At 70.6% G+C, this 18,888-nt stretch carries 16 protein-coding genes; all 16 read left to right on the top strand.

Going from position 1 to position 18,888, the window contains the following annotated elements:
* Positions 1-58: 58 nt before the first annotated feature.
* The 16 genes from DQE82_RS06365 (at position 59) to DQE82_RS06290 (ending at position 18,864) form a co-directional block, all read left to right on the top strand.
* Positions 59-1,333 (top strand): geranylgeranyl reductase family protein, encoded by a 1,275-nt coding sequence (locus DQE82_RS06365; RefSeq protein WP_043330724.1) that lies wholly within the window; start codon positions 59-61, stop codon positions 1,331-1,333.
* A 119-nt stretch (positions 1,334-1,452) separates the two neighbouring features.
* Positions 1,453-1,818, top strand: a complete 366-nt coding sequence (locus tag DQE82_RS06360; protein WP_013283601.1) for an NADH-quinone oxidoreductase subunit A — start codon at positions 1,453-1,455, stop codon at positions 1,816-1,818.
* Positions 1,819-1,829: 11 nt separating this feature from the next.
* Positions 1,830-2,510, top strand: coding sequence for an NADH-quinone oxidoreductase subunit B family protein (locus tag DQE82_RS06355; RefSeq protein ID WP_013283602.1), 681 nt, complete (start codon positions 1,830-1,832; stop codon positions 2,508-2,510).
* Positions 2,507-3,235 carry an NADH-quinone oxidoreductase subunit C gene (locus DQE82_RS06350; protein WP_043327315.1) on the top strand — a complete coding sequence of 243 codons (729 nt, stop codon included), beginning with the start codon at positions 2,507-2,509 and terminating at the stop codon, positions 3,233-3,235. Before DQE82_RS06355 ends, DQE82_RS06350 begins: the two co-directional genes overlap by 4 nt.
* Positions 3,232-4,557, top strand: coding sequence for an NADH-quinone oxidoreductase subunit D (locus DQE82_RS06345; protein ID WP_043327313.1), 1,326 nt, complete (start codon positions 3,232-3,234; stop codon positions 4,555-4,557). The genes DQE82_RS06350 and DQE82_RS06345 overlap by 4 nt, the downstream gene beginning before the upstream one ends.
* Entirely contained in the window at positions 4,554-5,669 is a 1,116-nt protein-coding gene (gene nuoE / locus DQE82_RS06340) for an NADH-quinone oxidoreductase subunit NuoE (protein ID WP_113972196.1), read from the top strand. Before DQE82_RS06345 ends, nuoE begins: the two co-directional genes overlap by 4 nt.
* Entirely contained in the window at positions 5,666-6,982 is a 1,317-nt protein-coding gene (gene nuoF / locus DQE82_RS06335; protein WP_043327309.1) for an NADH-quinone oxidoreductase subunit NuoF, read from the top strand. The genes nuoE and nuoF overlap by 4 nt, the downstream gene beginning before the upstream one ends.
* Positions 6,982-9,492: an NADH-quinone oxidoreductase subunit G gene (locus DQE82_RS06330; protein ID WP_043327307.1), complete on the top strand. Its 2,511-nt coding sequence runs from the start codon at positions 6,982-6,984 to the stop codon at positions 9,490-9,492. Before nuoF ends, DQE82_RS06330 begins: the two co-directional genes overlap by 1 nt.
* Positions 9,493-9,553: 61 nt before the next feature.
* Entirely contained in the window at positions 9,554-10,906 is a 1,353-nt protein-coding gene (nuoH, locus tag DQE82_RS06325; RefSeq protein ID WP_043327305.1) for an NADH-quinone oxidoreductase subunit NuoH, read from the top strand.
* 1 nt (position 10,907) lies between these two features.
* Positions 10,908-11,555: an NADH-quinone oxidoreductase subunit NuoI gene (nuoI, locus tag DQE82_RS06320; RefSeq protein ID WP_030500778.1), complete on the top strand. Its 648-nt coding sequence runs from the start codon at positions 10,908-10,910 to the stop codon at positions 11,553-11,555.
* Positions 11,552-12,322 (top strand): NADH-quinone oxidoreductase subunit J, encoded by a 771-nt coding sequence (locus DQE82_RS06315; protein ID WP_113972195.1) that lies wholly within the window; start codon positions 11,552-11,554, stop codon positions 12,320-12,322. Before nuoI ends, DQE82_RS06315 begins: the two co-directional genes overlap by 4 nt.
* Complete coding sequence (gene nuoK / locus DQE82_RS06310; RefSeq protein ID WP_013283611.1) at positions 12,319-12,618, top strand: NADH-quinone oxidoreductase subunit NuoK; 300 nt, start codon at positions 12,319-12,321, stop codon at positions 12,616-12,618. The genes DQE82_RS06315 and nuoK overlap by 4 nt, the downstream gene beginning before the upstream one ends.
* A 7-nt stretch (positions 12,619-12,625) precedes the next feature.
* Positions 12,626-14,587, top strand: a complete 1,962-nt coding sequence (nuoL, locus tag DQE82_RS06305; protein ID WP_064448433.1) for an NADH-quinone oxidoreductase subunit L — start codon at positions 12,626-12,628, stop codon at positions 14,585-14,587.
* A 64-nt stretch (positions 14,588-14,651) separates the two neighbouring features.
* Positions 14,652-16,184: an NADH-quinone oxidoreductase subunit M gene (locus tag DQE82_RS06300; RefSeq protein ID WP_064448434.1), complete on the top strand. Its 1,533-nt coding sequence runs from the start codon at positions 14,652-14,654 to the stop codon at positions 16,182-16,184.
* A complete protein-coding gene (gene nuoN / locus DQE82_RS06295; protein WP_043327299.1) occupies positions 16,181-17,734 on the top strand; it encodes an NADH-quinone oxidoreductase subunit NuoN in 1,554 nt (517 codons plus the stop codon). Before DQE82_RS06300 ends, nuoN begins: the two co-directional genes overlap by 4 nt.
* A gap of 89 nt (positions 17,735-17,823) precedes the next feature.
* A complete protein-coding gene (locus DQE82_RS06290; protein ID WP_043327297.1) occupies positions 17,824-18,864 on the top strand; it encodes a polyprenyl synthetase family protein in 1,041 nt (346 codons plus the stop codon).
* The last annotated feature ends 24 nt before the right edge of the window (positions 18,865-18,888 follow it).

Raw genomic sequence — 18,888 nt, 5'->3', positions numbered from 1 at the left:
TAGACTCCATCCGGATGGGCTTGTGAAGCATTTCACGAGCATGCGGGAGGAGGCGCGGATGACCGCGGTGGAGAACGACGCCGACGTCATCGTCGTGGGCGCCGGTCCCGGAGGATCGGCCACGGCGTACCACCTGGCGCGGCACGGCGTACGCGTGCTGCTGCTGGAGAAGACGGAGTTTCCCCGGGAGAAGGTCTGCGGCGACGGGCTCACGCCCCGGGCCGTGCGCCAGCTCATCCGGATGGGCGTGGACACCTCGCCCGAGGCTGGCTGGCTGCACAACAAGGGCCTGCGGGTGATCGGCGGCGGGGTGCGCCTGGAGCTGGACTGGCCCGACCTGGCGAGCTTCCCCAACTACGGCCTCGTGCGGACCCGGCTCGACTTCGACGACCTGCTCGCGCAGCGGGCCGTCGCCGCCGGGGCGAAGTTGCGCACCAGCGTCAACGTCCTCGGCCCGGTGCTCGGCGCCGACGACCGGGTGATCGGCGTGCAGGCCGAGGTCGGCCCGGACAAGGAGCCCGCCACCTTCCACGCGCCGCTCGTGGTCGCCGCCGACGGCGTCTCCGGCCGCTTCCCGCTCGCCCTCGGGCTGGCCAAGCGGGAGGACCGCCCGATCGGCGTGGCGGTCCGCCGCTACTACCGCTCGCCCGCCAAGCACGACGACGACTACCTGGAGTCGTGGCTGGAGCTGCGGGCCAAGGGCAGCGACGCGCTGCTGCCCGGCTACGGCTGGATCTTCGGCCTCGGCGACGGCCGGGTGAACGTCGGCCTCGGCGTGCTGAACTCGTCCTCCGCGTTCGGCAAGACGAACTACCGCAAGCTGCTCACCGACTGGCTCGCGAACACCCCCGAGGAGTGGGGGATGACCGACGAGTCCAACGCGGAGGGTCCGACCCTCGGGGCCGCGCTGCCGATGGGCTTCAACCGGGTCCCGCACTACACCCGCGGGGTCCTGCTGGTCGGCGACTCCGGCGGCATGGTCAACCCGTTCAACGGCGAGGGCATCGCGTACGCGATGGAGTCCGGCGAGATGGCCGCGGAGGTCATGGTGCAGGCGCTGGCCCGCCCGGCCGGCGCGGAACGGGAGCGGGCGCTGATGGCGTACCCGCAGGAGCTGAAGGCCCGCTTCGGCGGCTACTACCGGCTCGGCGGCGTGTTCGTGAAGCTCATCGGCCGCCCCGAGATCATGCGGATGGCGACCAAGCACGGCATGCCGCACCCGATGCTCATGCGCTTCGTGCTCAAGCTGCTGGCCAACCTGACCGACCCGCGCGGCGGGGACGCGATGGACCGGGTCATCAACGCGATGACGAAGGTGGCTCCGGCCGTGTAGAAGACGACCGACCACGAGCCGGACAGAGATCGACCCCCCGACGACCGAGGTCTCAGGGACGTGAATAGTGTGATTTTGGCCAACCACCGAGGTCAGGGAAGGACGAGCAGGGGACAACGATGACGCTCTCTCCTTACGCACCCATCATCGGGCTGTTCGCCCTCGCTGCGGCGTTCGCGCTGTTCTCCGTGGCCGCTGCCCGACTCGCCGGCCCGCGGCGTCTGAACAAGGCCAAGCTCGAGGCGTACGAGTGTGGCATCGAGCCGAGCCCGCAGCCCGTCGGCGGCGGCCGGTTCCCGATCAAGTTCTACCTGACGGCGATGCTCTTCATCGTCTTCGACATCGAGATCATCTTCCTCTACCCCTGGGCGGTCTCCTTCGACGCTCTGCCGATCTTCGGCTTCGTGGAGATGGTCCTGTTCATCGTCGCGGTCTTCGTCGCCTACGCCTATGTCTGGCGTCGCGGCGGCCTGGACTGGGACTGAGGAGGTAGCAGATGGGCATCGAGGAGAAACTCCCCTCCGGCGTCCTGCTCACCAGCGTCGAGAAGCTGGTCAACTGGACGCGGAAGACCTCGGTCTGGGGCGCGACGTTCGGTCTGGCCTGCTGCGCCATCGAGATGATGGCGGCGGGCGGCCCGCACTACGACATGGGCCGCTGGGGCATGGAGGTCTTCCGGGCCTCGCCCCGCCAGGCGGACCTGATGATCGTGGCCGGCCGGGTGAGCCAGAAGATGGCCCCGGTGCTGCGCCAGATCTACGACCAGATGGCCGAGCCCCGCTGGGTCATCTCGATGGGCGTCTGCGCCAGCAGCGGCGGCATGTTCAACAACTACGCCATCGTGCAGGGCGTCGACCACGTCGTCCCGGTCGACATGTACCTGCCCGGCTGCCCGCCCCGGCCCGAGATGCTCATCGACGCCGTGCTCAAGCTGCGCGAGAAGATCATGCACGAGCCGCTGGGCCCGAACGGCCGCAAGATGCTGGAGGCCCGCCAGGCGCGCGGTGACGTGCCGGTCGTGCCGTACGGCTCGATGCCCTCGTCGTACCGCAGTGACAAGGCCCGCCGTGCCGAGTGGACGAAGGCCGTCCGCGAGGGGCGCGAGGAGCAGCTGCGGATCGAGAACTGGATGAAGGCGCAGAACCACCTTCAGGCGTCGCATAGGGGCCCGAAATGAGCAACGACAAGACCAACGACGGCGGGGTGCCGGTGCCGACCACCCCGGTCGGGGCCAGCTCCACCGCTCCGGCCGAGTACCCGCCGGCCAGCCCGGCCGGCCGGGGGATGTTCGGCAACCAGGGCACCGGTGACGTCTCCGGCTACGGCGGGCTGGTCCGCCAGCGCAAGCCGATCGAGGAGGCGACCCGCCCGTACGGGAGCTACTTCGACGAGGTGCGGGACGCGCTGGAGGAGGCGTACCCGGACTTCAACGACGCGATCGAGAAGGTCGTGGTCGACCGGGGCGAACTGACGCTGCACGTACGCCCGGAGCGCATCGCCGAGGTCTGCCAGGTGATGCGCGACGACCTGTCGCTGCGCTTCGAGCTGCTCTCGTCGCTGTCCGGCGTGGACTACCTGGGCGCGGAACGGCGCCTGCACGTGGTCTACCAGCTGACCTCGATGACCTACCGCCGCATCGTCCGGCTGGAGGTGGCGGTCTCCGCCGAGCAGCCGCACGTACCGAGCGTCACCGCCGTCTACCCGACCGCCGACTGGCAGGAGCGGGAGACGTACGACATGTTCGGCGTCGTCTTCGACGGCCACCCCGCCCTGACCCGGATCCTCATGCCGGACGACTGGGAGGGTCACCCGCAGCGTAAGGACTACCCGCTCGGCGGCGTACCGGTCGAGTACAAGGGTGCGGAAATCCCGCCGCCGGACCGTAGGAGGTCGTACCAGTGACCACGTCTAACTACGCGACCGAGCGCGAGACCACCGAGGGTAAGGTCTTCACCGTCACCGGCGGGGACTGGGACGAGGTCGTCTCCGGCACGGACCCGATCAACGACGAGCGGATCGTCGTCAACATGGGCCCGCAGCACCCGTCCACCCACGGCGTGCTCCGGCTGGTCCTGGAGCTGGAGGGCGAGACGGTCCGCGAGGCCCGCTCGGTCGTCGGCTACCTGCACACCGGCATCGAGAAGAACCTGGAGTACCGCAACTGGGTCCAGGGCTCGACGTTTGTGACCCGGATGGACTACCTCTCCCCGCTGTTCAACGAGACGGCGTACGCGCTCGCGGTGGAGAAGCTGCTCGGGATCACCGACGACATCACCGAGCGCGCGAACACCATCCGCGTGCTGATGATGGAGCTGAACCGGATCTCGTCGCACCTGGTCTGGCTGGCGACCACCGCCATGGAGCTGGGCGCGATCAACATGATGCTGTACGGCTTCCGCGAGCGGGAGTACGTCCTCGACATCTTCGAGACCATCACCGGCCTGCGGATGAACCACGCGTACGTGCGGCCGGGCGGCGTGGCGCAGGACGTGCCGGACGACGCGATCCGCAAGATCCGCGACTTCCTCCAGCTGATGCCGAAGCGGCTCAAGGAGTACGAGAACCTGCTCTCCGGTCAGCCGATCTGGCTGGAGCGGACGCAGAACGTGGCGGTGCTCGACGTGACCGGCTGCATGGCGCTCGGCGTCACCGGCCCGGTGCTGCGCTCCGCCGGCCTCGCCTGGGACCTGCGCAAGACCATGCCGTACTGCGGCTACGAGACGTACGAGTTCGACGTGCCGACCCACACCGACGGTGACGTGTGGGGCCGCTACCTGGTCCGGGTCGCGGAGATCCGGGAGTCGCTGAAGCTCGTCGAGCAGGCGCTGGACCGCTTGAAGCCGGGCCCGGTGATGGTCTCCGACAAGAAGATCGCCTGGCCGGCGCAGCTCGCCATCGGCGTCGACGGCATGGGCAACTCCCTGGAGCACGTCGCGAAGATCATGGGTCAGTCGATGGAGTCGCTGATCCACCACTTCAAGCTCGTCACCGAGGGCTTCCGGGTCCCGCCGGGCCAGGTGTACGTCGCCGTCGAGTCGCCCCGTGGCGAACTCGGCGTGCACGCGGTGTCCGACGGCGGCACCCGGCCCTACCGGGTGCACTACCGGGAGCCGAGCTTCGTCAACCTCCAGGCCCTCCCGGCGATGGCCGAGGGCGGCCTGATCGCCGACGTGATCGCCGGCGGCGCCTCGCTGGACCCCGTGATGGGTGGTTGTGACCGATGAGCACGTTCACTGAAGAGACCCGGCTCCGGGCGCGGGAGATCATCGCCCGGTACCCGGCCGACCGGTCCCGCTCGGCGCTGCTGCCGCTGCTGCACCTGGTCCAGTCCGAGGAGGGGTACGTCTCCCCGGCCGGTGTCGAGTTCTGCGCCGAGGTTCTCGGGCTGAACAAGGCCCAGGTCGGCGCCGTCGCCACCTTCTACACCATGTACAAGCGCAAGCCCACCGGTGAATACCTGGTCAGCGTCTGCACCAACACCATGTGCGACGTGCTCGGCGGGCAGAAGGTCTACGACGCCCTGGCCGAGCACCTCGGCGTCGGGCACGAGGAGACCACCGCCGACGGGAAGATCACCCTGGAGCACGCCGAGTGCCTGGCGGCGTGCGACTACGGCCCGGTCATGACCGTGAACTACGACTTTTTTGACAACGTGGAGCCGCAGGGCGCGCTCGACGTGGTCGAGGAGCTGCGGGCCGGCGGCCAGCCGATGCCGACCCGGGGCGCGCGCCTGTGCACGCTCAAGGAGATGGCGGTCCAGCTCGCCGGTTTCGCCGACGAGCGCGACGGCGCGGTGGCCGACGGCGGGCCGGGCGAGCCCAGTCTGCGCGGCCTGCGCCTGGCCGAGCAGCACGGCGTCTCGGTGCCGGGCTTCGACCCGAAGACCCCGATCCGCAGCAAGGCCGAGGCCGACCGGGCCGCCGCCGAGGCGAAGGCGAAGGCCGAGGCCGCGAAGCCGGCCCCCGCGCCCGAGCCGGCCAAGGCCGCCGAGCAGGCCTTGCCGGAGGCGGCCACCGGCAGCACCGCGCCGGACGTGAAGGCGCCGGACGCCAAGTCGCCGCAGGTGCGTACCGCCGAGACCCGGCAGCCGGACGCGGCCACCGCCGTACCGGACGCGCCGGGCACCAAGATCCCGGTGGACGGCCCGCCGCCGGTGCCGCGCGACGCGCAGGCGGCGGAGGCGGCCGGCACGGCGGCGAACCCGCCGGCCGGCGACGGCAAGCCCGCCGGCGACGCGGCCGGCGCGCAGGAGCGCAACCTCAAGGAAGCGGAGGCCGGTACGGGCGCGGACGGCGCCGACCCGGCGGACGCCAACGGATCGGGGGTCCGCAAGTGACCACGCCTCGGCCGGAGACGCTGGCCAAGCTCACGCCGGTGCTCACCAAGCGCTGGCTGTCGCCGGACGCCTGGCGGATCGGCACCTACGAGAACCTGGACGGCTACGCCGCCCTGCGCAAGGCGCTCAAGGCGCACCCGGACGACCTGATCCAGCTGGTCAAGGACTCCGGGCTGCGCGGCCGTGGCGGCGCGGGCTTCCCGACCGGCCTGAAGTGGGGCTTCATCCCGCAGGGCGACGGCAAGCCGCACTACCTGGTGGTGAACGCCGACGAGGGCGAGCCGGGCACCTGCAAGGACCTGCCGCTGATGACCTACGACCCGCACTCGCTGGTCGAGGGCGTCATCATCGCCTCGTACGCGATCCGGGCCAACCGGGCGTACATCTACATCCGCGGTGAGGCCGTGCACGCCGCGCGGCGGCTGCGCAGCGCGGTCGCCGAGGCGTACGCCAAGGGCTACCTCGGCCGGAACATCCTCGGCTCCGGGTTCGACCTGGACCTGGTGGTGCACTCCGGCGCCGGGGCGTACATCTGCGGTGAGGAGACCGCGCTGCTGGACTCGCTGGAGGGCTTCCGCGGCCAGCCCCGGCTGCGCCCGCCGTTCCCGGCGACCCACGGCCTGTACGCCAGCCCGACCGTGGTCAACAACGTCGGCACCATCGCCAGCGTGCCGTACATCGTGCTCGGTGGCGCGGACTGGTGGAAGACGATGGGCACGGAGAAGTCGTCCGGCCCGATGATCTACTCGCTGTCCGGCCGGATCGCGAACCCGGGCCAGTACGAGTGCTCGATGGGCATCACGCTGCGCGAGCTGATCGAGCTGGCCGGCGGGATGAAGCCGGGGCACAACCTGAAGTTCTGGACCCCGGGTGGCTCGTCGACGCCGCTGCTGACCGCCGAGCACCTGGACGTGCCGCTGGACTTCGAGGGGGTGGCGGGGGCCGGCTCGATCCTGGGCACCACCGCCACGCAGATCTTCTCCGACCAGGACTGCCCGGTGTACGCGACCTACCGGTGGCTGGAGTTCTACCACCACGAGTCGTGCGGCAAGTGCACCCCGTGCCGGGAGGGCAACTACTGGATGGTCCGGGTCTACCGGCGCATCCTGTCCGGCCAGGGCACCCACGAGGACCTGGACACCCTGCTCGACACCTGCGACAACATCCTCGGCCGCTCGTTCTGCGGTCTGGGTGACGGCGCGACCAGCTCGGTCACCTCGTCGCTGAAGTACTTCAAGCAGGACTACCTCGACTACATCGAGGGACGTACCGCTCCGAAGCTGTCGGAGAAGACCCTGGTAGGGGCGCACTGATGACCGACGTAGCCAAGCAGACCGAGACCGTCACGCTGACCATCGACGGCGTCGAGGTCACCGCCCCCAAGGGGGCGCTGCTGATCCGGGTCGCCGAGCAGCTGGGCACCGAGATCCCCCGCTTCTGCGACCACCCGCTGCTGGCCCCGGCCGGCGCCTGCCGGCAGTGCCTGGTGGAGGTGGAGGGCCAGCGCAAGCCGGTCGCCTCCTGCACCCAGACCGTCGCCGACGGCATGGTGGTGCGGACCCAGCTCACCTCCCCGGTCGCCAAGAAGGCCCAGGAGGGGGTGATGGAGCTGCTGCTCCTCAACCACCCCCTGGACTGCCCGATGTGTGACAAGGGCGGCGAGTGCCCGCTGCAGAACCAGGCGATGTCCACCGGCCGGACGGACTCGCGGTTCCACGAGCACAAGCGGGAGTACCCGAAGCCGCTGCCGATCAGCACCCAGGTGCTGCTCGACCGCGAGCGCTGCGTGCTCTGCCAGCGGTGCACCCGGTTCTCCGAGGAGATCGCCGGGGACAAGTTCATCGACCTGATGGGCCGCTCCTCGCACGAGGAGATCAACATCTACCGGGACGAGGAGTACGGCGAGGAGGGCGACGAGGGGGACGTCCCGTTCAACTCGTACTTCTCCGGCAACACCGTGCAGATCTGCCCGGTGGGCGCGCTGACCGGCGCGCAGTACCGGTTCCGGGCCCGCCCGTTCGACCTGGTCTCCACGCCGAGCGTCTGCGAGCACTGCTCGGCCGGTTGCGCCCAGCGCACCGACTGGCGGCGCGGCAAGGTGCTGCGCCGGCTGGCCGGCGACGACCCGGCGGTGAACGAGGAGTGGAACTGCGACAAGGGCCGCTGGGGCTTCCAGTACACCCGCGCGTTCGACCGGATCAGCACCCCGATGGTGCGCGACGAGAAGACCGGTGAGCTGCGCGAGGCGTCCTGGAGCGAGGCGCTGACCCGGGCCGCCGAGGGGCTGCGCGAGGCCCGTGACGGCGCGACCGGCACGGCGGTGCTGACCGGCGGCCGGCTCACCGTCGAGGACGCCTACGCGTACGCGAAGTTCGCCCGGATCGCACTGCACACGAACGACATCGACTTCCGGGCCCGCCCGGTCTCCCGCGAGGAGGCCGACTTCCTGGCCAGCAGCGTCGCCGGGGTCACCGACGTGACCTACACGGACGTGGAGAACGCGCCCGCCGTGGTGCTGGTCGGCTTGGAGCCGGAGGAGGAGTGCCCGATCCTCTTCCTGCGGCTGCGCAAGGCGTACCTGAAGAAGAAGCTCACGGTGTACGCGATCGCGCCGTTCGCGACGCGCGGCCTGGAGAAGCTCGGGGCGAAGCTCGCCCGGGTGGTGCCGGGCGAGGAGGCCGGCGTGCTGGCCGAGCACGCCACCGTGGCGGAGGCGCTGGGTAAGCCCGGCGCGATCCTGATCGTCGGCGAGCGGCTGGCCGAGGTGCCGGGCGGGCTGTCGGCGGCGGCGGACGTCGCCCGGCGTACCGGTGCCCGGCTGGTCTGGGTGCCGCGGCGCGCGGGTGACCGCGGCGCTGTCGACGCGGGCTGCCTGCCCAACCTGCTCCCCGGCGGCCGTGTGGTCACCGAGCCGGCCGCCCGCGCGGAGCTCGGCGAGGCGTGGGACATCCCGGCCGGGGTGATCCCGAGCCAGGCCGGCCGCGACACCGACGGCATCCTCACCGCCGCCGCGAACGGTCAGCTCGGTGCCCTGGTGGTGGCCGGTGTCGACCCGGCCGACCTGGCCGACCCGCGCCTGGCCGAGAAGGCCCTGGACGCGGTGCCGTTCCTGGTCAGCCTGGAACTGCGGATGAGCGCTGTGTCGCGCCGGGCCGACGTGGTCCTGCCGGTCGCGCCGGTGGTCGAGAAGGCCGGCAGCTTCCTGGACTGGGAGGGCCGGCTGCGCACGTTCGAGAAGGTGCTGGACACCGGCGCGATGACCGACGCCCGGATCCTGGACGCGATCGCCGCGCAGCTCGACGTGCGGCTGGGCACCGGCGACGTGCCGAGCATCCGCCGCGAGCTTGGCACGCTGCCGCGTACCCGGGTCGAGCGGCCGTCGGCGCCCTCGGTCGAGCCGGCCGCCGTCCGGCAGCCGGGCGCGGGCGAGGCCGTGCTGTCCACCTGGCACCAGCTCATCGACCTGGGCAGCCTCACCGACGGCGACGAGCACCTCGCCGGCACCGCCCGCCCGCCGGTGGTCCGGCTGGGCAAGGGCACCGCCGAGTCCCTCGGCGTGGCCGACGGCGACGCGGTCACCGTCGGCACCGACCGGGGCGCGGTCACGCTGCCGGCGGCGATCACCGAGATGCCGGACGGCGTCGTCTGGCTGCCGACCAACTCGCCCGGCTCCACCGTGCGGCGCAGCCTCGGCGCGACGTCCGGTTCGCTGGTGAAGGTCTCCGTCGGCGCCGCCGGCGGTTCGGCCGTCCCGGCGGGGCGGGTCGCGGCGGACGCCGCGGACCGGCCGGGCCCGCTGCTGAACACCGGGAGTGCACAGTGAGCGCGCGCAGGCAACGAGCGGAGCGAGTACGCCTCGCGGTCGCGAACGAAAGGTCGGTGCAGTGAATCTCTACCTCGCGGCGCAGGACCCGACGCTTGCCGACTTCGGCAAGGACCCGTGGTGGCTGGTCCTCGGCAAGATCCTCTTCGCGTTCGTCGTCGCCGTGGCGGCCACGCTGCTGGGCGTCTGGTTCGAGCGCCGGGTCGTGGGCCGGATGGCGGTGCGGCCCGGCCCCAACCAGGCCGGACCGTTCGGTCTGCTCCAGACGCTCGCCGACGGCGTGAAGCTGGCCTTCAAGGAGGACATCCTCCCGCGCAAGGCCGACAAGGTGGTCTACTTCTTCGCCCCGGTGATCTCCGTGGTCTGCGCGGTCACCGCGCTGTCGGTGATCCCGTTCGGGCCGATGGTGAGCATCTTCGGGCACCGCACGCCGCTGCAGGTCACCGACGTGTCGGTGGCGGTGCTGGTGGTGCTGGCCTTCTCCTCGCTGGCCGTGTACGGCATCGTGCTCGGCGGCTGGGCCAGCGGCTCCACCTACCCGCTGCTCGGTGGTCTGCGCTCCGCCGCCCAGTTGGTGTCCTACGAGGTCACCATGGGCCTGAGCGTGGTCGCGGTCTTCATGACCGCCGGCACCATGTCGACCAGCGGGATCGTCGCCGCGCAGGGCGACGGCACCCGGCTGAGCATCGGCGGCTTCGACCTCGCCGCGCCCGGCTGGTACGCGATCCTGCTGCTGCCCAGCTTCATCATGTTCTTCATCGCCATCGTCGGTGAGACCAACCGGGCGCCGTTCGACCTGCCCGAGGCGGAGTCGGAGCTGGTGGCCGGCTTCCAGACCGAGTACAGCTCGCTGAAGTTCGCGCTGTTCATGCTCAGCGAGTACGTCGCGATGGTCACCATGTCGGCGTTCACCGTGACGCTGTTCCTCGGCGGCTGGCACGCGCCGTGGCCGATCACGATCTGGTCGGGCGCCAACGAGGGCTGGTGGCCGATGCTGTGGTTCTTCGGCAAGGTCATCCTGCTGGTGTTCGTCTTCGTCTGGCTGCGCGGCACGCTGCCCCGGCTCCGCTACGACCAGTTCATGCGCTTCGGCTGGAAGGTGCTGCTGCCGCTGAACCTGGTCTGGATCATGGTGCTCGCCGGGCTGCGCTCGATCGAGGACTGGCAGGCCCGGGACCGGCTGCTCGTCACCGCCGTCGGCGCGGGCGTGCTGCTGCTGGTCACGCTCTTCTGGCCGAGCCGGAAGAAGGAGCTGAAGCAGTCGCCCCAGGAGCAGGCGGACAGCCGGCCGTACGGCAGCTTCCCGCTGCCGCCGATGGATCTTCAGGTTCCGCCGAGCCCGCGTACCAAGCGCGTGCTCGCCGAGCGGGAGCCGGCCAACGTGGTCGCCGGCCCGGACTCCAGGGAGGTGTGACGTGGGCGCGATCACCGGAACGTTCAAGGGCTTCGGTGTCACCTTCTCGCACATGTTCAAGAAGGTCGTCACCACCGACTACCCGTTCAAGCCGCCGGTCTCGGCGCCGCGCTACCACGGGCGGCACATCCTCAACCGGCACCCGGACGGGCTGGAGAAGTGCATCGGCTGCGAGCTGTGCGCCTGGGCCTGCCCGGCCGACGCGATCTACGTGGAGGGTGGCGACAACACCGAGGAGCAGCGCTTCTCCCCGGGTGAGCGGTACGCCAGCATCTACCAGATCAACTACGCCCGGTGCATCTTCTGCGGGCTCTGCATCGAGGCCTGCCCGACCCGTTCGCTCACCATGAGCAACGAGTACGAGCTGGCCCGGGACAACCGGCAGGACCTGATCTTCACCAAGGAGCAGCTGCTCGCGCCGCTGCTCGAAGGCATGGAGCAGCCGCCGCACCCGATGCGGCTGGGCGACAGCGAGAAGGACTACTACGTCGGCGCGCTGACCAACCCGGGCACCTCGGCCGGTGCCGAGCGCTCGCCGATGGGCCCCGGCCGGTACCAGGTGGAGGAGCACCCCGGCGTGACCTTCCCCGGCGCCGAGCAGGCCGAGCAGCGGTCCGCCGCCGCGGCGGGCAAGGGAGGCAAGGCATGACCTCGGCAACGGTGCTCGCCGCTGCGGGCCAGGTGTCCGGGGGTGAGGAGGTCACCTTCTGGATCCTCGCCCCGCTGGCCCTGCTCGGGGCGGTCGGCATGGTGTGGGCCCGCAACGCGGTGCACTCCGCGCTCTGGCTCGTGCTGACCATGCTCTGCCTGGGCGTGTTCTACGTGCTCCAGGCGGGGCCGTTCATCGGCATGGTGCAGATCATCGTCTACACCGGCGCGATCATGATGCTGTTCCTGTTCGTGCTGATGCTCGTCGGCCGGGACGCCTCCGACTCGCTCATCGAGACGCTGCGCGGCCAGCGGGTCGCCGCCGTCGTCCTCGGGCTCGGCTTCGCCGGCCTGGTGGGCAGCGGCCTGTACCGCGCGCTCGACGGCGTGCCGGTGGCCGGGCTCGACGAGGCGAACGCCGAGGGCAACGTGCAGGGCATCGCCCGGCTGCTGTTCACCAAGTACGTCTTCGCCTTCGAGCTGACCTCGGCGCTGCTGATCACCGCCGCGGTGGGCGCGATGGTGCTGGCGCACGTCGAGCGGCGCAAGGCGGACCGGATGGACCAGATCGCCACCATGAAGGCGCGGTTCCGCCCCGGCAACTACCCCGGCCCGAAGCCCGGCCCGGGTGTCTACGCCACCTCCTCCTCGGTGGCCACCCCGGCCCGCCTGCCCGACGGCCGGCTGACCGACCGCAGCATCCCGGAGATCCTGCCGGTGCGCGAGCTGACGGCCGAGGAGACCGCACCGAAGGGGACGGACAAATGACCCCGGACTACTACCTGATCCTCGCGGCGGTGCTGTTCACCATCGGCGCCGTCGGCGTGCTGGTCCGGCGCAACGCGATCGTGCTGTTCATGTGCATCGAGCTGATGCTCAACGCGGCCAACCTGACCCTGGTCACGTTCAGCCGGATCAACGGCGACCTGAACGGCCAGATCATGGCGTTCTTCGTGATGGTGGTCGCGGCGGCCGAGGTCGTGGTCGGTCTCGCGATCATCATGGCGATCTTCCGTACCCGGCGCTCGGCGAGCGTCGACGACGCCAACCTGCTGAAGTACTGAGGGGCTCGTGGTGGAACAGATTCTGACGATCGCCCAGTCTGAGCCAGCCGAGGCCGTCACCTTCGCCACGGCGGACGGGATGCTGGGCTCGGTCTGGCTGCTGGTGGCGATCCCGCTGGTCAGCGCGGCGATCCTGCTGCTGCTCGGCAAGCGGGCCGACCGCTGGGGCCACTGGCTCGGCGTGGGCGCCATCGGCGCCGCCTTCCTGCTCGGTCTCACCTACTTCTTCCAGCTTCGCGGCCTGGAGAACAAGCAGGTCGAGCTGAGCCTCTGGGACTTCATGGCGGTCGGCAACCTGAGGGTGGACTTCGGTCTGCTCTTCGACCCGCTGGCCGCGGTCTTCGTCCTGCTGATCACCGGGGTGGGTTTCCTGATCCACCTCTACGCCGTGGAGTACATGGCGCACGACGCGGGCCGGCGACTGTTCTTCGCGTACTTCAACCTGTTCGTCGCCGCGATGTTGCTGCTGGTGCTCGGCAACAACTACGTGATGCTCTACTTCGGCTGGGAGGGCGTCGGTCTGGCGTCGTACCTGCTGATCTCCTTCTGGTACGGCCGGCCGAGCGCGGCCACCGCCGGCAAGAAGGCGTTCCTGATGAACCGGGTCGGCGACGCCGGCCTGGCCATCGGCATCTTCATCATGTTCGCCATGCTCGGCACCACCCAGTACGACGAGGTGTTCAACGGGGTCGGCTCGATGACCTCGACCACCGTGCTGGTGCTCGGTCTGCTCCTGCTGCTCGGCGCGGCCGGCAAGTCCGGCCAGTTCCCGCTTCAGGCGTGGTTGCCGGACGCGATGGAGGGCCCGACCCCGGTGTCCGCGCTCATCCACGCGGCCACCATGGTCACCGCGGGCGTCTACCTGATCGCCCGCTCCAACGCGATCTTCTCGGCCAACGAGACGCTCCAGCTCGTGGTGGTCAGCGTCGGCGCGCTCACGCTGCTGATGGGCTGCATCATCGGCGCGGCCAAGGACGACATCAAGCGGGTGCTGGCCTGGTCGACGGTCAGCCAGATCGGCTACATGTTCCTCGGCGTCGGGCTCGGCGGCGGCGCGTACGCGCTGGCCATCGTGCACCTGCTGGCGCACGGCTTCTTCAAGGCCAACATGTTCCTCGGCGCCGGCTCGGTCATGCACGGCATGAACGACCAGGTGGACATCCGCCGCTTCGGCGGGCTGTCGAAGTACATGAAGGTCACCTGGCTGACGTTCATGATGGGCTGGCTCGCCATCATCGGCATGTTCCCGTTCTCCGGCTACTTCTCCAAGGAGCCGATCATCGTGGCCGCGTTCGAGCGGGAGGGCTGGACGGCCTGGCTGTTCGGCATGGCCGCGCTGCTCGGCGCCGGGCTCACCGCGTTCTACATGACGCGGCTGTTCGTGCTCACGTTCCACGGCCCGAAGCGCTGGACCGAGGACATCGAGCACCCGCACGAGTCGCCGAAGCTGATGACGATCCCGCTGATCCTGCTGGCGATCGGCTCGGTCGGCGCGGGCTTCCTGCTCGCCACCTCCGTGCCGGACTGGCTCACCGCCACCAACGGGCTCGGCGGCGAGAGCGGGGAGCACGCGCCGGTGCTGGCGCACTGGCTGCTCACCGCGCTGTCGCTGCTGGTCACCGTGCTGGGCGCCGGGCTGGCCTGGTTCCTGTTCCGGGGCGGTACGGCCACCGAGCCGCAGCCGGCCGGCGTGGTGGTCACCGCCGCGCGCCGGAACCTCTACACGGACGCCTTCAACGAGGCGGTCTTCGAGAAGCCGGGCATCTTCCTCACCCGGGCGCTGGTGTTCCTCGACAACCGGGGCGTGGACGGGCTGGTCAACGGCCTGGCCGCCGCCGTGGGCGGGGGCTCGGGCCGGCTCCGGCGGCTGCAGACCGGCTTCGTGCGGTCGTACGCGACCTCGATCCTGACCGGCGCGCTCCTCGTGGTCGCGGCGTTCCTGGCGGTGCAGGCGGGGTGGCTGGCGTGATCGACCTCAACGCGGCCGCCCCCGCCGGCGGGCCACGCAGTCACGACGGAGGTAAGGCCGAATAATGTCCAACTTCCCGTTCCTCTCGGTGCTGACCGTGGCGCCGCTGGTCGGCGCCCTGGTGGTGGCGCTGCTGCCACGCAGCCGTCCGGACCTGGCCAAGCTGGTGGCGTTCGGCTGGTCGCTGCTGGTGCTGGTGCTCTCGGTGGTGATGTGGTTCGCCTTCTCCGCCGGTGGTGACCGGTTCCAGTTCCGCGAGTCGTACCCGTGGATCCCGAACTGGGGCGTGAGCTTCACCTTCGAGGTGGACGGCATCGCGCTGGTCATGCTGATGCTGATCGCGATCCTGGTGCCGCTGGTGATCCTGGCGTCCTGGCACGACGCCGAGGCGTCGAAGCGCTCGGTGCCCGCCTACTTCGCGCTGCTGCTCGTCCTCGAGTGCACGATGATCGGCGTCTTCGCCGCCGCCGACGTCTTCCTGTTCTACGTGTTCTTCGAGGTCATGCTGGTGCCGATGTACTTCCTGATCGGCAGCTACGGCGGCCACCAGCGGCAGTACGCGGCGGTGAAGTTCTTCCTCTACTCGCTGGTCGGCGGTCTGTTCATGCTGGCCGCGGTGATCGGCCTCTGGGTGGTCGGCGGGAAGACCTTCGACTGGCAGGCGCTGAGCCAGGCGGAGTTCGCCACCGACACGGCCCGCTGGCTGTTCCTCGGCTTCTTCGTCGCCTTCGCGATCAAGGCGCCGTTCTTCCCGTTCCACACCTGGCTGCCGGACGCCGGTGGCGCGGCCCCGGCCGGTGCCGCCGCGCTGCTGGTCGGCGTGCTGGACAAGGTCGGAACGTTCGGCATCCTGCGCTACTGCCTCCCGCTGTTCCCGGAGGCGTCGCGGTGGTTCGCGCCGTGGGCGCTGGCGCTGGGTGTCATCGGCATCATCTACGCCGCGCTGCTGGCGGTCGGCCAGAACGACCTGAAGCGGCTGGTGTCGTACACCTCGATCGCGCACTTCGGGTTCATCGGCATCGGCATCTTCGCCTTCACCACCCAGGCCGGCACCGGCGCGGTGCTCTACATGCTCAACCACGGCCTGGCCACCGGCCTGCTGTTCCTGGTGGTCGGCATGCTGATCGCCCGGCGCGGCTCGGCCCTGATCAGCGACTTCGGCGGCGCGGGCAAGCTCGTGCCGGTGCTGGCCGGCGTGCTGTTCTTCGCCGGTCTGGCCTCGCTGGCGCTGCCCGGCACGGCGCCGTTCGTCTCCGAGTTCCTGGTGCTGATCGGCACGTTCACCGTCAACAAGCCGGTCGCGGTGATCGCCACGCTCGGCATCATCCTGGCGGCGGCGTACGTGCTGTGGATGGTGCAGCGCACCACGCAGGGCACGCTGAACCCGGCGCTGACCGAGGTCGAGGGCATGCGCCGGGACCTCACGCTGCGCGAGAAGGTCGTCGTCGCGCCGCTGATCGCGCTGATCGTGCTGCTCGGCTTCTACCCGAAGCCGGTCACCGATGTCATCAACCCCGCCGTCCAGGCGACCATGCAGGACGTCGGCAAGTCCGATCCCGCCCCTGAGGTCGGCAGCGTCCAGGAGGCCGCGAAGTGAGTGAACTGAAGCTGCCGTCGATCGACTACGCGGCGCTCGCTCCGATCCTGATCATGCTGGGCGCGGCCCTGGTCGGGATCCTGGTCGAGGCGTTCGTGCCGCGTCGGCTGCGCAACGCGGTGCAGCTCGGGCTCGCCCTGGTGGCGATGCTCGCGGCGATCGTGATGGTGATCCTGAACGCGGACGCCCGGCTGATCACCATCGGCGGGGCCATCGCGGTCGACGGGCCCACGCTGTTCCTCCAGGGCGCGATCCTGGTCCTGGCCGTCATGGCGCTGCTGCTCGTCGGCGAGCGCACGGTGGAGCGGGGCGGCGCGTTCGTGGCGCACGCCGCGGTCACCGCCGAGTCGGCCGAGGACCGCCGGCAGGCCGAGGGCGTCGGTGGCGCCACCGAGGTCTACCCGCTGATGTCGTTCGCGATCGCCGGCATGCTGATCTTCGTGGCGGCGAACGACCTGCTGACCATGTTCATCGCGCTCGAGGTCTTCTCGCTGCCGCTCTACCTGCTCTGCGCGCTGGCCCGCCGCCGGCGTCTGCTGAGCCAGGAGGCGGCGTTGAAGTACTTCATGCTCGGCGCGTACGCCTCGGCGTTCTTCCTGTTCGGTGTCGCCCTGATCTACGGCTTCACCTCCGGCATCCCGGGCCGTGGGGCCGGCGTCGACTTCGCCACCGTGCACGCGGCGGTCACCGACTCCTCGTCCAGCCCGGTGCTGCTCTTCGCCGGCATGGCGCTGCTCGCCATCGGCCTGCTGTTCAAGGCCGCCGCCGCGCCGTTCCACGTCTGGACGCCGGACGTCTACCAGGGCGCGCCGACCCCGGTCACCGGCTTCATGGCCGCCTGCACCAAGGTCGCCGCGTTCGGCGCGCTGCTGCGCGTCTTCCACGTGGCGTTCGCCGGGGCGTCCTGGGACTTCACCCCGGTGCTCGGCGCGATCGCGGTGCTGACCATGCTGGTCGGCGCGGTGCTCGCGGTCACCCAGACCGACATCAAGCGCCTGCTGGCGTACTCGTCCATCGCGAACGCCGGCTACCTGCTGGTCGGTGTGCTGGCGCCGAGCCGCGAAGGGCTCTCCGGCACGATGTTCTACCTGGCCGCGTACGGCTTCTCGGTGCTCGCCGCGTTCGCCGTGGTGACGCTGGTGCGCGACGCCGACGGGGAGGCCACCCACCTGTCCCGCTGGGCCGGGCTGGGCCGCCGCTCGCCGTTCTTCGCGGCGATCTTCACGTTCATCCTGCTGGCCTTCGCCGGCATCCCGCTGACCAGCGGCTTCACCAGCAAGTTCGCGGTCTTCGGCCCGGCCCTGGAGGCGAACCAGGCGTGGCTGGTGATCGCCGGTGTGCTGACCAGCATGGTGCTGGCCTTCCCGTACCTGCGGGTCGTGGTGATGATGTGGCTGTCCGAGCCGGGCGAGTCCACCCCGACGGTGACCGTGCCGGGCGCGCTCACCTCGGCGGCGCTGGTCATCGGCGTGGTGGCCACGCTGGCGCTGGGTGTGGTCCCCGGTCCGCTGCTCGACCTGACCACCGGTGCTGCCGAATTCGTCAGATGACCGACGTGATCCCACCGGGGGCCGGTACGCCGTGGCGTGCCGGCCCCCGGCCCGTATCCCCCTCGACGAGCAGGTCGAACGGGTGTGGCATGGTTGAGGACGTGGCGAATCCGGCTGGCGAGCGTTCAGGTCAGTTCGGCGCGCTCGGCCTGCACCTCGCGGACCCGCGCGTCGAAGCCTCGGTGCTGGGCGTGCTCGACCGGGTCGAGACGAGCCTGCGGGCGAGCGTGGCGAGCGCTGACCCGCTGGTGACCGAGGCGTCCCGGCACCTGGTCGAGGCCGGCGGCAAGCGGTTCCGCCCGCTGCTGGTGGCGCTGAGCGCCCAGTTCGGCGACCCGGAGGCCGCGCAGGTCGTCCCGGCCGCCGTGGTGATGGAACTCACCCACCTGGCGACGCTCTACCACGACGACGTGATGGACGAGGCCGCCGTGCGGCGGGGCGCGCCGAGCGCCAACTCCCGCTGGACCAACTCGGTGGCCATCCTGGTCGGCGACTACCTCTTCGCCCGGGCCGCGGACATCGCCGCCGAACTGGGCACGGAGGCGGTACGCCTGCAGGCGCGCACGTTCGCTCGGCTGGTGCACGGCCAGATCGCCGAGACGGTCGGCCCGCGCGACGACGACCCGGTCGCGCACTACCTGCACGTGATCGCCGAGAAGACCGGTTCGCTGATCGCCACGTCGGCCCGCTTCGGCGGCATGTTCGGCGGCGCGTCGCCCGAGCACATCGAGGCGCTCGCCGGGTACGGCGAGATCATCGGCGTCGCGTTCCAGCTCTCCGACGACCTGCTGGACATCTCCAGCGAGTCGATCCAGTCCGGCAAGACGCCCGGCACCGACCTGCGCGAGGGCGTGCCCACCCTGCCGGTGCTCTACGCGCTGGCCTCGGACGACGCGGACGCGGCGAGCGTACGGCTGCGGGAGATCCTGGCCACCGGCCCGCTGGTGGACGACGCGCTGCACGCCGAGGCGCTCGGCCTGCTGCGGGAGTCCCCGGCGCTCAAGCGGGCCCGGGAGACGGTACGCAGCTACGCCGAGGACGCGCGGGCCCGGCTGGCCCCGCTGCCCGAGAGCCCGGCGCGCCGCGCGCTGGAGTCCCTCTGCGACTACATCGCCGACCGCACCAGCTGACCCCCGCACCCAGGGCGAGGGCGG

Origin of the sequence: Micromonospora sp. LHW51205 (assembly GCF_003315815.1) — a bacterium.
Classification (GTDB): Bacteria; Actinomycetota; Actinomycetes; order Mycobacteriales; family Micromonosporaceae; genus Micromonospora; species Micromonospora chalcea.
The sequence above is the reverse complement of the archived record's forward strand: the minus strand, read 5'-3'. Positions and strand labels throughout refer to the sequence as shown.